Source organism: Candidatus Nitrososphaera sp. 86-2 (assembly GCF_056726185.1).
The window spans coordinates 599,312-612,989 of sequence record NZ_JBWZON010000001.1; the positions used below are offsets into that span (position 1 = coordinate 599,312).

A 13,678-nucleotide genomic window follows, 5' to 3' on the forward strand; every position below is an offset into this window, starting at 1 on the left:
GATCTCATGTCTGGTGGTGGGGAGGTGCTTATATTAGCTCTTGGAATAGAGCATTTTTTTCAGAAGTACCTTGTTGATTGCGTCCATCATTGCCTCCACGGACGCGACGACAATGTCCTCGTTGGCTTTTCTTGCAGAGACGATGTTGCCGTTCTTGTCCTCAACCTTGACCGACACCTCTGCAAGCGCGTCCGAGCCTCCAGAAATGGAGTCGAGCTTGTACTCGCGTATCTTGATGCTTGCGACGTCCGATGCTATTTTTTGTATTGCCTTCAATGCCGCGTCCACCGGGCCTACACCCGTGTCCGACGCGATTAGATCTTTGCCCTCCGCATTGAGCCTAATGACTGCCGTCGGTATGGTGTGCATACCGGTAAATATTTGAAAGTCGTAGAGCTTGAATCGCTCCTCAAACTGTGAGTTGTGCATCACCTCGCCGGCGATGTTAAGCAAGTCGGCAGTCGTGACTGCCCTGCCCTTGTCGGCGATGTCTTTTTGCTTTTCCACGATTATCTTCAATTGATCTTCTGACGGGTTTATGCCAAATTCCTCAAGCATCGCCCTGATGCCGTGCGCGCCGGCGTGCTTGCCTGCCTGGAGCCAGCGCTTTCTCCCAACAAGCTCCGGGCTGATGGGCTCGTAGGTAAGCGGGTTGTTGAGGACGCCATGGGTGTGGATTCCTGACTCGTGGCCAAAGGCATTCTCGCCGATTATCGCCTTGTTTGGCTGGACGATTATTCCCATCGTGTTGGAGACGAACTTAGAAGTCTCGTAGAGCAACTGCGTCTTGATGTTGTGCTCTTTTTTATAGAGGCACTGGAGCGCCATGACAAACTCTTCGAGCGACGCGTTGCCCGCCCGCTCGCCAAGGCCGTTTATCGTGACGTGCGCGCAAGCAGCGCCGGCGTTGATGCCTGCTATCGAGTTTGCTACCGCAAGCCCAAAGTCGTCGTGGCAGTGCATACTTATTGGAAGCCGCGTCGCTTGGTTGACCTCCTTGACAAGCTCGGTGATGTACTGCGGCGTCGAATATCCCACGGTGTCGGGTATGTCGACCCTGTCGGCTCCCGCCTGCGCTACTGCGCTGAACACCTTTATCAAAAACGCCCTGTCTGATCTGGTGGCGTCTTCTGCTGAAAATTCCACTCTGAGGCCGTGCTTTTTGGTGTACTCGACTGCGTGCACCGCTCTTTCAAGCACCTGCTCGCGGGTCATCTTTAACTTGTACTGCATGTGTATGTCGGAAGTCGCGATGAATGTGTGCACGTACTTCAAGTCGCACTTTATGGCCGCATCAATGTCTGCGTCGACTGCGCGCGCAAGGCCGCAGACCTCTGCCTTTAGCCCCGAGTTTGCTATCGTCTTGACCGCGTACATTTCGCCTGTCGATACCACCGGGAACCCTGCCTCGATTGCGTCCACCCCAAGCTCGTCGAGTTTCTGGGCAATGTGCACTTTTTGCTCCGGAGTGACTGTCACGCCCGGCGACTGCTCGCCATCGCGAAGTGTCGTGTCGAAAATCCTTACTTTTTGCGCGCCGCTCAAAGTTCAACCCCTCTTGGCAATGCCGATACGCCTGTCCTTGCCAGCTGCGTTATTCCGTATTGGTCGACCAGATTCTTAAAGGCATCTATCTTGTCAGGGGTGCCTGTTATCTCTACTGTTATCGTCTCCTTGCCGATGTCGAGTATGTTGCCCCTGAAAATGTTGGCATAGTTCATTATCTCGCTCCTAGTCGTCGGGTCGACTGCCTTCATCTTTATCAGCGCTAGCTCGCGGTACACTGTCTTGTCAGTATCGAGGACCTTGACCTCGACCACGTCTATTAGCTTTCTCAACTGCTTGACAAGCTGGTCAAGCGTCTTTTCGTCACTGTTGGTGGTTATTGTCATGCGGGAAAGGTCCTGCTGCTCGGTCGTGCCCACGGTTATCGACTCGATGTTAAAGTTGCGCGCCCTGAAAAGGTTCGTCACGCGGAATAGGACGCCGGGCTTGTTCTCGACTATTGCTGACACGATGTAGAGCTCGTTGTTGTTCTCCATGTGTTCTTCTAGCCTCCTGTTATCATGTCCTTGAGGCTTGAACCCGGCGCCACGAACGGGTACACGTCCTCGTCAGGGTCGATCGGTATGTCGATTACGGTCGCCACGTCGCTTTTTATCGCGGTCTTGATTGCCTTTTCAAGCTCTGCCATCGACTGGGCGCGGATGCCCTGCGCGCCGTACGCCTCTGCCACCTTGACATAGTCGGGGCACTGGTGCTGGTGCACGCCGCTGTACCTGCGGTTGTAGAACGTGCGCTGCCACTGCGCCACCATGCCGAGCATATAGTTGTTCATGAGAAATACAATGACCGGCAGCTTTTCAATCACCGACACTGCAAGCGAGTTTTCGGTCATGTTGAACGAGCCGTCGCCGGCAATGTCTACCACCGGCACCTCTGGCCTTGCCGCCTTGGCTCCTATCGACGCCGGAAATCCAAAGCCCATCGTGCCAAGCCCGGTCGAGCTAAAGAACGTGCCGGGCGCTATCACGTCAAAGTGGAGCGAGGCCCACATCTGGCACTGGCCTACCTCGGTTGTCACTATGCCCTGCGCTGGCAAAAGCTCGCGCAACTTTTTGAGCGACTTTTTGGCAGTTATCTCGCGGGGGTAGTCCTTGAGGTTCTCTGCGAAATACTGTACAAGCTCCTTTCTGCGCTTGAGCCAGGGGTTCTCCGGGTCTCTCTTTGTCACCTTTTTCGTAAGCAGTTTTACCAGCGTGCGGAGCGACGATTTCACGTCGCCCACTATCGCCACGTCGACCGACTTGTTCTTGCCAATCTCTGCCGGGTCGATGTCCATGTGGATGATGCTCATGCCCTTGCCAAACTCGTCAAAGCGGCCCACCGACCTGTCGGAGAACCTAGACCCGACTGCAATTATGCAGTCTGCCTCAATGATTATCTTGTTTGCCTCTGCGTGGCCATGCATACCTATCGGGCCCATCGCAAGCGGGTGGTTCTCGGGGAACGCGCCCTTGCCCTTGAACGTAGTCACCACGGGTATCATGAGGAGCTCTGCAAGCGTCTGGAGCTCGGCAAACGCGCCAGAGAGTATGACGCCGCCACCTGCCAAGATGATTGGGCGCTCGGCCTTCAAGATGAGCTCCGCGGCTTTTCCAACCTCTGAAAGGTCTGCATCCACCACGGGGTTGTAGCCTCTCACTTTGATGAGATCGGGAAACTTCATGTCCGCGCTCTGCTGCTGCACGTCTTTTGGAATGTCGATAAGCACCGGTCCCGGCCTCCCGCTCTCGGCGATGTAGAACGACTTTTTGACCATCTCGGGGATCTCGCCGGGCATCCTTGGCTGGAAAGAGTATTTCGTGCAGGGGTTTGCAATGCCGATGATGTCTGTTTCCTGAAAAGCGTCCTTGCCTATCATCGGAAGCGCCACTTGGCCCGTCACTGCCACCATTGGTATGGAATCGGCGTGGGCGGTGGCAAGGCCGGTGATGATGTTGGTGGCTCCCGGGCCGGAGGTGGCAAAGCACACGCCGGATTTTCTCTTTATCCTGGCATAGCCGTCTGCCATGTGCGCGGCGGACTGCTCGTGCCTGACGAGTATGTGGCGGAGGTTTGCGCCTACGAGCGCGTCGTATATCGGAAGATTTGCCCCGCCGGGAAGTCCAAAGACTACGTCTACGCCCTCCTTCTCAAGGGCATGGATCAACGCTTTTGCGCCGGTCATTTCAACCATTTTTTACATTATCACCATGATTTTTGAAGACAAATGCCCGCTGGTCAGCAGAGATTTGTCTAGGCAAGTAGCAGCAGGACCAGAATCTTAACTTTGTGCCTAGAACATTCGCTGCCTGTGTGGGGCATCCAGAATGGATTGTAGTGATATAATTTATAAAGTTTTGTGCTCTAACTGCCAATGAACATTATATTGTCCGTGACGAATTCCGCTAAAATCAGGGACCTGATTTACAAATATTTCCAGATAGCCAAGAGCAAGGAGATAGAGGGATTGCCTGACTTTTTCGCCGAGCGGTTTACAAAGTTTGGCGACTCGCCGCCGTACGACCTGCGCGACATCGACAGGGCGCTAATGTTGGAACAGTTGCAGTTTGCAAGCATCTCTGACTATGACTTCAAGATAAACGACCTAAAGATTGAGCTAGTGGGCGACGATGCCGCTGTCGCGACGTTTGCGCTTGAAAGCACCGGGATCATAGTCGACGATTACAGTTTCCGCGGGACTGCAATCAACAACAAGTCGCGCGTCACAATCGTGCTCCAAAAGGACAAAAAGAGCGGCGGGTGGAAGATGCTCCACCAGCACTTTTCAAAGATGCCGGGTTAGTCAGTCAAAGTCCGCCGATCTGCTTATCGCCTTGACTACCTTTTGCGGCTCTTTTGTCTTGGCTTTTTCGCGCTCGCGCAGGAATATGTCATACGCCTCCTTGACGTCTGCCTTGCCGTGCACGATTGCCTTGACTGCCTTTACCATGGCAACGGGGTAGTCTGACTGCCAGATGTTCCTGCCCATGTCCACTCCTGATGCACCGTGCGTGACAGAGTCGTGCGCGAGTTTCAGTGCGTCCATCTCTGGAAGCTTTTTTCCTCCTGCCACGACCAGCGGCACTGGGCACGCCTCGACGACCTTTTCAAAGTTGTCGCAATAGTACGTCTTGACCACATGCGCGCCAAGCTCTGCCGCGACCCTGCACGCAAGTCCGAGGTAGCGGGCGTCGCGGCCCATCTCCTTTCCTACCGCGGTGACTGCAAGCACCGGGATGCCGTATTTCTCTCCCTCGTCGACGAGCCTGCCAAGGCTTGCCAATGTTTGATGTTCATATTTGCTCCCGACAAATATTGAAAGCGCAAGGCACGACACGTTCATCCTTATTGCTTCCTCGATGGAGGTCGTTATCGTCTCCTTCGACAGGTCCTCGCCGACGATGCTCGTCCCGCCGGAGACGCGGAGCACTATCGGTATGTCACGCTCTGCGGGGACGCAGTTGCGCAGAATGCCGCGGGTAAGCATGAGAGAATCGGCGTACGGGAGAAGCGGGGCTATTGTCTCGGTGGCGTTTTCCAGTCGCTCTGTTGGGCCAAGGAAATAGCCGTGGTCGACTGCAAGCATGAGGCAGCGGCCGTCTTGAGGGCGGATTATCTTTGAAAGGCGGTTTTTCATTCCCCAGTCCATTTACTATCGGCGGGCAATGGCTGTTTTTATTATTTATATATTCCCCGTGGTCACGATGACCTTCATCGCGTCCTTGGCCTCGTGCGCGCATTTTATCGCCTCTGACGCGTCGTTGATGTCAAAACGATGCGTGATGAGAGACGCAATGTCTATGCGCTTTTCGGCCATCAGTTTTATCGCCTGGTTCGTCTCGACCTCTGATGCAGCATAACTTGGGATGAGCGAATGCTCGTTTGAGTACAGCTTGCTCATGTCGTACGACATTGCCGAGCCCTTGGAAGGCACGCCAAACATCACTATCTTGCCGGCGCGCCTTGTCATGTCAAACGACTGCAAGAGCGCCTTTGTGCTGCCGGTTGCGACTATTGCAACGTCGACCCCCCGCCCGTCAGTTTGCTCTTTGATTTTCTGGGTAAGGTCGGGAACCGCAATAGAGTTGAATATCTCAACGCCATATTTCTTGGCAAAGCCAAGCCTGAAATCGTTGATGTCGGAAACAAACACCCTGCCCGCGCCAAATGCCTTTGCCAAGATGACGTGCATCAGACCAGCTGGGCCGGCGCCAAGCACCGCGACGTCGTCGCCGTGCTGGAAATTGCACTTGTTCCACGCCCTGATGCAGCAAGCCAATGGCTCAACGAGCGACGCCTCGTCAAACGTCATGCCTGCTGGAAGTTTTATCAGGCCGCCCCTCGACACGTTCCACTCGGGCACCAGAAACTGCTCTGCAAGGCCGCAGGGCGAAATGTTGCTCTTCTGGTACTCGGGGCACATGGTATAGTCGCCGTGCAGGCAATAGTGGCAGGAGTAGCACGGCACGTGGTGGTGTATAAAGACGCGGTCGCCGGGCGCAAAGCCCCTTGTGTTCTTGCCGACTGCAACCACCTCGCCGGCCGGCTCGTGGCCAAGTCTGCCTGACGCCATGCCATACTCACCGTAGACCTTCTCAAGGTCCGAGCCGCAGAGGCCGCAGGCGCGCATCCGCACTAGCACGTCGCCCTCACCTACAATCTCTGGAGTCTTTATCTCGTCGACTGAAACGGCGCTGTGGCCCTTTACAAAAACCGCCTTCATGCCTTTTGGGAATACGCCGGCGGTCTATAAATAGCGTTTGAATCAGGCAAGTTTGCAGCAAAAACAAAAAAATCTTAAGAAAGAAAAAAAGTTAGGAGAGGGGGTTTATCTCCCTGATTGTAAAGTCCGAGTACGCCATCGTCCCGAATTCGTGCCTTGCGTAGACGGAAAGCATGGGCTTCTTCGACTCGCTGCTGGCGTTTATGAACGAGTGTATTAGAGGCAGCGCAGGATTCACGCCGGACCTGCAGGCGCCGTGGCCGTCGCCAAAGTTCTTGCCGTTATCTATGAATTCTGTCACCTTTTGCCAGTTGCCGCCGTTTACGCCGCCGGTCGTGTCGCGGTACAGCTCTAGCTTTACCTTCGTTCCTCCGTCCATGTTGCGAAGGACGTACTTGAAGCCTACCCATGTGTTCTTTGGAAGGTCGCCTGACGGCCTCTGGTCTGCCGCGCCCGCATAGCCGTTGTCTAGATGATGTGCCGTTTCTTTTTCAAACGACCAGTCGCCATTGATGTTCACCAGGCCGCCGTAGCCCCTGTCATCGCAGAGGTTCACTTCTTCGTTGGCGTTCGTGCCATGGTTTGTGCGCGCAAACACCTGGAGGCCGGAATAATCCACGACCTGTGTCTCGCTTATCCTCTTGACGTACATCGTTATTTCCAGGTTCTCTGACCATTCTCTTACCTTGGCAGGATCGTGGACATACATCCTGACGGTGTCGCCTGACGCGGTCAACGTGCCCTTGCCATCGATTGCATACCTTCCTTCTCCATGTGCGGTATCAAACCATCTGTCGTCAGGGTCTATCGCATTGCCGATTGTCCGTGCGTGCCCGTTGTCCCAGCTCGACGACCACTCTATTCCTCCTGCGGCTGTCGGGTTTAGCTTTGTGATGCCAAACTTGTCTTTAGAAGTCGTGGGGCCTGGTATTATTACCTGAGGTGGTGTCGTGGCCGGCTTGGAGACCTTTACCGAAATGGCAAACACCTGCTGGTTTCCGGCGTTATCAGTCGCGCGTGCGGTTATCTGATGGCTTCCAATCGACAACGTGCGGGCCTGGGTCCATGTCGACCAATCTCCCAGAGTCTTTGGTGTCGCTGGCTGGTAGGCGCTGCTTTCCGTCCTGACCTCGACCAGTTTTATACCGCTACCCGTATCGGACGCCCTGCCATTAAGGCTGACTGCGGCCGTGGTGGAAGAAGATGACGCCGCAACTATCTCGCTTTTGTCTGTAGGCTGATCTATGGCTATGAAAGGCTTGATCACGTCCTGCGCGCCGCCTCCTGGAACGTACCCGTACACCTTGATCTCTGTGATGGATGCCCATTCGTTCTCAGTGTTGCCGTTCACGATAATCCTGACGTACCTTGCGCTGATGTCTGGAAAGTCGTACCTCTGAAGGCCCGCGCTCGTACCTGAGCTTTTGGCAGAATAGTCCGGGATGTATGTTTCGCCGTCAGACGAATGCGATATGACAAAAGCGTTCTGCCTTTGGTTTCCCTTGTACCAGGCCACGTCGATATAGCAGACGTTCACGAGTCCTCCGAGGTCCGCTGTAATCCACGAGCCTTTGCCAAGGTTCGACCATCTCGTCCCAAGCTTGCCGTCAATAGCGTTTTTTGGTACGTTCCCGTCGTTTCCCGATGCTATTACTTTTGTTACTTGCAACACCGCGCAGACCGGAGCCGCGCTTGCATAAGGGATTGTACCTGTAGCTGCCGGCAGAGCCAGCATCAGGATCGCGCCAGACATGAAAAAAACCAGTCGCTTGCCGATGCTGCTTCTGTCCGGAGTTTTCGTTGGGTGGTTCACCGTTGCTGAAATTCGCATGGTGGTGTGGGGGTCGCAAGTAGATAATTCATTAATAACTTTAGGTAAGCCAGTTCTATGGATTTTTTGTGCTAGATAGCTGCAGTAACAATATTCTTTTTAAACAAACAAGCGATATATCTGCATGTCCCATTTCTTCTAGGTAATTCACATTACTTGCCGACCCTGCGGCAACTGCATCCGGTGTATGAACAAGTCCGTTCAAACAACCTTTAAATAGAAAAAAAGCCAAAGTTGCTCCTGTCTGCAATGCTTCTCCCTTCTGAGATAGAGGCCAAATCGCTCATCCCTGCGGTAAGGGCCATCCTTGCCAAGAAGCTGATAAGGGAATACCTGCTCAAGGAGGAAGACGTCGCAAGAGTGCTTGGCATCACGCAGGCCGCAGTCAGCAACTATGTAAGGGGGACGAGGGGCGACCTTGAACTCATCCTGAAGCTGGAAGGAATTCGCGAGGTGATGCGCATGATTGACGACATTGCGCGCGAACTTTCTACCAACAAGGCGTATACTCCAAGCACACTTGCAAAATTCGTGGGCCTGACGAACTATATGCGCTACTCGCTCCTCATATGCGACGTGCACCACAGCATCGAGTCCAACATCGACGAGACTATATGCGAGCAGTGCAGGGGCACACTCATTCGCGAGCAATAGCGAGCGTTAGCAATCGCCTCTGACAAAAATTAATATACAGTCTGTAGTGATTTTCCATTCAATAATCATGGAACGCATAAACGGCGAAGCAATCGCAGGTGCCGCCCTGACCATTCTCGGAGCACTTTTCATGTTCGCAGCACAGGTGAACAAGACGTGGGTAGCCGCAATACCTGCAGCCATCGTCCTTATTGCTGTCGGCATCGCCCTCATCGTGCTTGGCGCATACACAATCAGGAACAACCGCTCCCGCCCGCACACAGAGGAACACTCAAGCCACCACTAACTTAGCCGGCAACGCTTAAAATGATGTCGGCCTTTTGCTTTATCATCCATGCCAGCCCAGGACGAGGACCTTGTAAGCGCCTACTCCAACACTGAAAAGACGTTTTTCGAGCTTGCAAGCGAGCAGCGCCTTTCAATATTGTTCCGGCTAAACGAGAAAAAGGCCAAGATCTCGCAGCTTGCCAAGGACCTCAACATAACCATGCAGGAGGCCCATAGAAACGTCAACCGCCTCCAAGACGCCGGCCTGATAGAGAAGGACCCCGAGGGCATATTCTCGCTCACGACCTTTGGCAACACGATAATCAAGCAGATCCCCACGTTCAACTATCTCTCAAAGCACAAGGAGTACTTTTCCGAGCACATCCTAGGCGAGCTTCCGTTCAAGTTCATAATGAGGCTTGGCGCGCTGGACAGATGCGAGTTTGTCAAGGGTGTAGTCGCTATACTGGAGCGCTGGAAGGACATCTACAGAGAGGCTGACGAGTACATCTACGAAATAGTGCCTCAGGTGCCCATCGACCTTATCGAGCCTGCGCTCAGCAGGGTCAAGGAGAAAGGCGTGAAATACAGCTATGTCCTGCCGCAGAACGTCATAATCCCAAAGGGACGAAAGGATCTGCTGAAAAAGCTGGGTCACAACGAACTGTTGACAAAAGGTGCAATAGAGCGCAGGATGGTGGACAGGGTGCAGGTAGCAGTCATCCTGAACGAAAAGCAGGCGGCAGTCATGTTCCCAAACCAAAAGGGGGAAACCGACATGAACATGATATTTTCCAGCACCGACAAGCTCTTCCACGAATGGTGCCTAGACTATTTCCGGTACCGCTGGTACGGCTCGGACATATTTGATGAAACGCACCTGAAAGAGATCTAGCTATTTTTGTGTATTTTCTTGACAGTGTAAAATGCTGCCAACAAGCCTGCAGTACAAATCCCTGCAAGCACGATAAATGATGTTGGATCATCGATCCCGTATGTAATATCAGCTACGTCATTTCTGACCATCCAAGAAGAGTTGTACATGTCAGGTACCTGGTCGCTTATGTAGTAATAGAAATACGTATTGTAATTGGCATGATAGTTCAAAGTGTCCCCATCTTCGATCCACTCTTTTAGTTTCCCATCCTTGATTGCTTGATCCATTGCCACCTTTTTCATCTCCATCCGTTCTTTGCCTTTGTAGTCATAGTACTTTTGCCATACCTCTTTGAGGTAGGACTTTGAATAAGGCGGGGAGTCAAGACACGGCTTTTCGGGCCAGTCGTCATCTACTGTGCGTAGCGCTTGGGCTTGCGGAATAACGTTTGCAGTTATCGGCGCCGAGGCTGCAAGTGCCAGAATGCCTGCCGCTAGAAGATGCATCTGCAACATTTGTAGCAATCATCAATTGTCTTTCGTACTATTAGGGAAATATGCCCAAAAATGCAAAATGCAGAGGATTGATTGGATCTTTTTCTACTTCATCCAGTCAATCGGTATGTCCTGATACATGCCGTTTGGCAATACACGGCGTATGGAAATGGGGAGAGCCTTTTTCTCTACCTCTAGCATCGCAAGCGCGATTGAAGTGTTGGCGCCGTCCGGCTTTGTCAGCGGCGGCGCGCCAAGCGACAATTGCAGCGCACGGGCCCCTGTGATCCTTGCGCGCTCGAACCTCGTGAGCCATGGCAGGCCAATCAGAATCTTGTTTCCCTGCGCAGGGACTTCTTTTAGCTCGTACTCTTGCTCAGAATAAGTCACCACCTCATCGGCCGGGCGGTTCGACTTCTTGGTCTCCTCTACTTCGGCCTCCGCACCCTTTTTACCCTTGGTCTTGGAGGCGGAGGACTTGCGTGCAGCAGATTTTTTTGTAAAGCGCTTGATTACCAAGAATGTATGGAAAAGTTGGTTGCTATCTAATTAAATGTTGCGAATTTTTCAAGGTGCTTTTCTGCGGTTTTTCCAGAAACGTTTTCATTACATCGGCGCTTTTCAGCCTTTGTGCAGGCTGCTGGTTCCGTGTCAAGGGTCAGGTTGGCGGCGGAAGTCGCCGGCAAGGGCTCTGCCGAGTGCGAGCTGGTGCGCCACCTTGCGCCGCTGACTACGAGCGCGCTGCTAAAGGGCCTGCCTGTGCAGGACAGGGTGCACAGGCTTGAGGACAAGTTCGTCTACATCGAGACCGGGCTTGTCATCGGAGCGGAAAAGACGCGGACGCAGTTCAAGCGGGGAGACCTTGCTTTTCTGCCGTCAAACGGCGCAATCTGCTTTATCGTTAAAGACTGCACGACGCAGGCGATGAACGCGGTAGGGAAAATAGTAAGCAATATCAAAGTCATTGAAGGCGTGCAGGCAGGCGACGTTATAGCCGTAAAAAGGCTGGCTACTATTACTACTTGACCTTGGCGTACACCCTGTGGCCGCTGTAGCCGCCGACCTTCTTGACGACTCCTTTCGCTTCAAGCGTCTTTACCAGCGAGTTTGCCACCGAGATCTTTACTCCCGCGGCCTTTGCGACCGACTGAACGGTGATTGCCTTCATGTTCTGGATGGCCTTCATGCCCTGGTTCTCGTCAATCGTTACTGCCAGCCTTTGCTTTTGCTGCGGCTTTTTCTTCTCTTCCTTTGCCGCCGTCTTTATCTCGCCGGCCGGGCCCACTGCCGTGCCCTTGTCCTGTTTTGCTGCTGGCTTGTTCTTGTTTCCGCCCATTCGTAATCTGCCCTTTTACCGGTTTCCCCTTTAATATTCATATTCAAACAAACCTTAAAGCGGGAACCGCCCAAGCTCTAGCCGTGGACTTTCAGCCGCTGGTAGAGACGTTTTGCAAGATGGAGCAGACATCCAGCAGACTGGCCCTTACCGATCATCTAGTTGCATTGTTGAAAAAGACGCCGGCGGACCTGATAGACAAGGTGACGTACCTCATACAGGGCAAGCTGTACCCAGACTATGAGGGAATAGAGATGGGCCTTGCAGAGCGCATGGCACTCAGGGCCATAGCAAGCTCATCCGGCAGGGGCATGACCGAGATTGAGACAATATACCGGGACACAGGCGACATTGGCGACACCGCCGGCAAGGCCATGGTGTCAAAGGGCCAGTCGACCTTGTTTTCAGAGCAGATGACTGTAGAGCGCGTCTACTGCACTTTTGACAAGATTGCCAAGACCACTGGACCAGGGTCGCAGGAGACGAAACTGCGCCTAGTCGCAAGCCTGCTCAACGATTCCACGCCGGAAGAGGGGCGCTACATCATGAAGTTTGTCATGGGGGCTCTGCGTCTTGGCATCGCAGACTATACTGTGCTTGACGCGCTAGCCCTTGCATTTACCGGCGACAAGGCAAACAGAAAGGCGCTTGAAAACGCCTACAACGTTTCAAGCGACCTTGGCACGGTAGCCAAGCTGCTTGCAACAAAAGGTCTTGACGCAGTCAAGGCTGTCCAGATAACCCTGTTCAAGCCGATAAGGCCGATGCTTGCCGAGCGCGTCTCCACTTCAGAAGAGGCAATGGAGCGCATGGATGGCCGTGCCGCAGTCGAGTACAAGCTGGACGGCGAGCGTGTCCAGATACACAAGGGCAAGGACCGCGTCGAACTATTTTCGCGCAGGCTAGAAAAGATAACCGACCACTACCCCGACGTGAGCAAGGCCGCAATGTCGCTTGCCTGCAAGGAGGCGATAATGGAAGGCGAGGTCGTAGCGGTAAATCTGCAGACGGGCGAGTACCTGCCGTTTCAGCAGCTCATGCACCGAAGGCGCAAGCACGGTATTGAAGAGGCGATGGAAAACTATCCAGTCGTCATCAACCTTTTCGACATGCTCTACCTTGACGGCAAGAGCCGGACGGAACTTTCGTACGACGAGCGCAGAAAGCTCTTGGCAAAGACGGTCGTCAATAACAAGAACAAGAATAACGACATGACGATGTTGAAAATAGTGCCGCAGGTAGTTGCAAAAGAGCCTGGTGAGATTGATCGCTTCATGGCTTCTGCAATAGAGAACGGCTGCGAAGGAGTCATGGTAAAGATGCCGTCTAGCACGTACCGCGCAGGAGCGCGCGAGTACCTGTGGGTGAAGCTAAAACGCGAATACCGGACGGAACTAGCGGACACGCTTGATCTTGTCATCGTGGGCGCGCTACACGGCCGGGGAAGGCGCGTGGGCAAGTACGGCGCTTTGCTTTTGGCGGCGTACGACCCAAAGGAGGACATTTTCCGGAGCGTGACAAAGGTGGGGACTGGCTTTACCGACGAGCACCTTGACCAGTTTTACCGCGAGCTGGAAAAGCACGTGATACACCAAAAGCACGCCCGCGTGGACACGGGCATGGACATGGATGTGTGGTTCGAGCCGGCGATAGTAATCGAGGTCATCGCGTCAGAGATAACACTCAGCCCGTCGCACACCGCGGCAATGGGCACAATAAGAGATGGCTATGGCCTTGCACTGCGGTTCCCCAAGTTCACGGGTAAGATCCGCGACGACAAGGAGCCAGAGGATGCGACCACCACCGACGAAATTGCGACCATGTATAGGCGCCAGCTAAAGGTGCACTCTGGCGCCAAGCCGGAAGAAGAAAAGGTAGAGAAAAAGAAAAAGGAAAAAGAAGAAGGGGAAGAAGAGTGAGCGGCAGGTTAATTACGCCTACAGTTTACACC

Annotated in this window: 15 protein-coding genes; 6 read left to right on the forward strand and 9 right to left on the reverse strand. The window is 53.6% G+C overall.

Features of this window, described 5'->3' with window-relative positions; translation table 11 throughout:
* Nucleotides 1-33 precede the first annotated feature (33 nt).
* Genes ACYOR7_RS03630 through ilvB form a run of 3 tightly spaced genes read right to left on the reverse strand, consistent with a single transcriptional unit; the run spans nucleotide 34 to nucleotide 3,739 of the window.
* Nucleotides 34-1,545 carry a 2-isopropylmalate synthase gene (locus tag ACYOR7_RS03630; RefSeq protein ID WP_479913141.1) on the reverse strand — a complete coding sequence of 504 codons (1,512 nt, stop codon included), beginning with the start codon at nucleotides 1,543-1,545 and terminating at the stop codon, nucleotides 34-36.
* Nucleotides 1,542-2,042 (reverse strand): acetolactate synthase small subunit, encoded by a 501-nt coding sequence (ilvN, locus tag ACYOR7_RS03635; protein WP_294808051.1) that lies wholly within the window; start codon nucleotides 2,040-2,042, stop codon nucleotides 1,542-1,544. The genes ACYOR7_RS03630 and ilvN overlap by 4 nt, the downstream gene beginning before the upstream one ends.
* An 8-nt stretch (nucleotides 2,043-2,050) precedes the next feature.
* A complete protein-coding gene (ilvB, locus tag ACYOR7_RS03640) occupies nucleotides 2,051-3,739 on the reverse strand; it encodes a biosynthetic-type acetolactate synthase large subunit (protein WP_294808054.1) in 1,689 nt (562 codons plus the stop codon).
* A 198-nt stretch (nucleotides 3,740-3,937) separates the two neighbouring features.
* Here ilvB and ACYOR7_RS03645 point away from each other — a divergent pair, with 198 nt between their 5' ends.
* A complete protein-coding gene (locus ACYOR7_RS03645; protein ID WP_479913142.1) occupies nucleotides 3,938-4,348 on the forward strand; it encodes a YybH family protein in 411 nt (136 codons plus the stop codon).
* Here the strand turns inward: ACYOR7_RS03645 and lsrF are convergent, their stop codons facing one another.
* From lsrF to ACYOR7_RS03660, 3 genes are all read right to left on the reverse strand, one after another.
* Entirely contained in the window at nucleotides 4,349-5,194 is an 846-nt protein-coding gene (lsrF, locus tag ACYOR7_RS03650) for a 3-hydroxy-5-phosphonooxypentane-2,4-dione thiolase (protein ID WP_294808288.1), read from the reverse strand. It lies immediately after the preceding gene.
* Nucleotides 5,195-5,227: 33 nt separating this feature from the next.
* Nucleotides 5,228-6,268 (reverse strand): zinc-dependent dehydrogenase, encoded by a 1,041-nt coding sequence (locus ACYOR7_RS03655; protein WP_479913143.1) that lies wholly within the window; start codon nucleotides 6,266-6,268, stop codon nucleotides 5,228-5,230.
* 91 nt (nucleotides 6,269-6,359) lie between these two features.
* Entirely contained in the window at nucleotides 6,360-8,099 is a 1,740-nt protein-coding gene (locus ACYOR7_RS03660; RefSeq protein ID WP_479913144.1) for a discoidin domain-containing protein, read from the reverse strand.
* Between the two features lie 249 nt (nucleotides 8,100-8,348).
* Between ACYOR7_RS03660 and ACYOR7_RS03665 the strand changes: the two genes are divergently transcribed.
* The 3 genes from ACYOR7_RS03665 (at nucleotide 8,349) to ACYOR7_RS03675 (ending at nucleotide 9,915) form a co-directional block, all read left to right on the forward strand.
* Entirely contained in the window at nucleotides 8,349-8,753 is a 405-nt protein-coding gene (locus ACYOR7_RS03665) for a transcriptional regulator (RefSeq protein WP_479913145.1), read from the forward strand.
* 67 nt (nucleotides 8,754-8,820) lie between these two features.
* The gene (locus ACYOR7_RS03670; protein WP_294808039.1) at nucleotides 8,821-9,039 is read left to right on the forward strand and encodes a hypothetical protein; all 219 of its coding nucleotides are present in this window, start codon (nucleotides 8,821-8,823) and stop codon (nucleotides 9,037-9,039) included.
* Nucleotides 9,040-9,087: 48 nt separating this feature from the next.
* Entirely contained in the window at nucleotides 9,088-9,915 is an 828-nt protein-coding gene (locus ACYOR7_RS03675) for a helix-turn-helix transcriptional regulator (protein ID WP_479913146.1), read from the forward strand.
* On the opposite strand, the gene ACYOR7_RS03680 is transcribed toward ACYOR7_RS03675, so the two are convergent.
* Together ACYOR7_RS03680 and ACYOR7_RS03685 are read right to left on the reverse strand one after the other, a co-directional pair.
* Nucleotides 9,912-10,412 (reverse strand): hypothetical protein, encoded by a 501-nt coding sequence (locus tag ACYOR7_RS03680; RefSeq protein ID WP_294808033.1) that lies wholly within the window; start codon nucleotides 10,410-10,412, stop codon nucleotides 9,912-9,914. The genes ACYOR7_RS03675 and ACYOR7_RS03680 overlap by 4 nt on opposite strands.
* An 84-nt stretch (nucleotides 10,413-10,496) precedes the next feature.
* Nucleotides 10,497-10,910: a DNA-directed RNA polymerase subunit K gene (locus tag ACYOR7_RS03685; RefSeq protein ID WP_294808030.1), complete on the reverse strand. Its 414-nt coding sequence runs from the start codon at nucleotides 10,908-10,910 to the stop codon at nucleotides 10,497-10,499.
* Between the two features lie 129 nt (nucleotides 10,911-11,039).
* On the opposite strand from ACYOR7_RS03685, the gene ACYOR7_RS03690 reads away from it, so the two are divergent.
* The gene (locus tag ACYOR7_RS03690) at nucleotides 11,040-11,417 is read left to right on the forward strand and encodes a cyclophilin-like family protein (protein WP_294808027.1); all 378 of its coding nucleotides are present in this window, start codon (nucleotides 11,040-11,042) and stop codon (nucleotides 11,415-11,417) included.
* Here ACYOR7_RS03690 and ACYOR7_RS03695 read toward each other — a convergent pair.
* Nucleotides 11,410-11,727, reverse strand: a complete 318-nt coding sequence (locus ACYOR7_RS03695) for a MarR family transcriptional regulator (RefSeq protein ID WP_294808024.1) — start codon at nucleotides 11,725-11,727, stop codon at nucleotides 11,410-11,412. The genes ACYOR7_RS03690 and ACYOR7_RS03695 overlap by 8 nt on opposite strands.
* Nucleotides 11,728-11,810: 83 nt before the next feature.
* Between ACYOR7_RS03695 and ACYOR7_RS03700 the strand changes: the two genes are divergently transcribed.
* Nucleotides 11,811-13,646 (forward strand): ATP-dependent DNA ligase, encoded by a 1,836-nt coding sequence (locus ACYOR7_RS03700; RefSeq protein WP_294808021.1) that lies wholly within the window; start codon nucleotides 11,811-11,813, stop codon nucleotides 13,644-13,646.
* The last annotated feature ends 32 nt before the right edge of the window (nucleotides 13,647-13,678 follow it).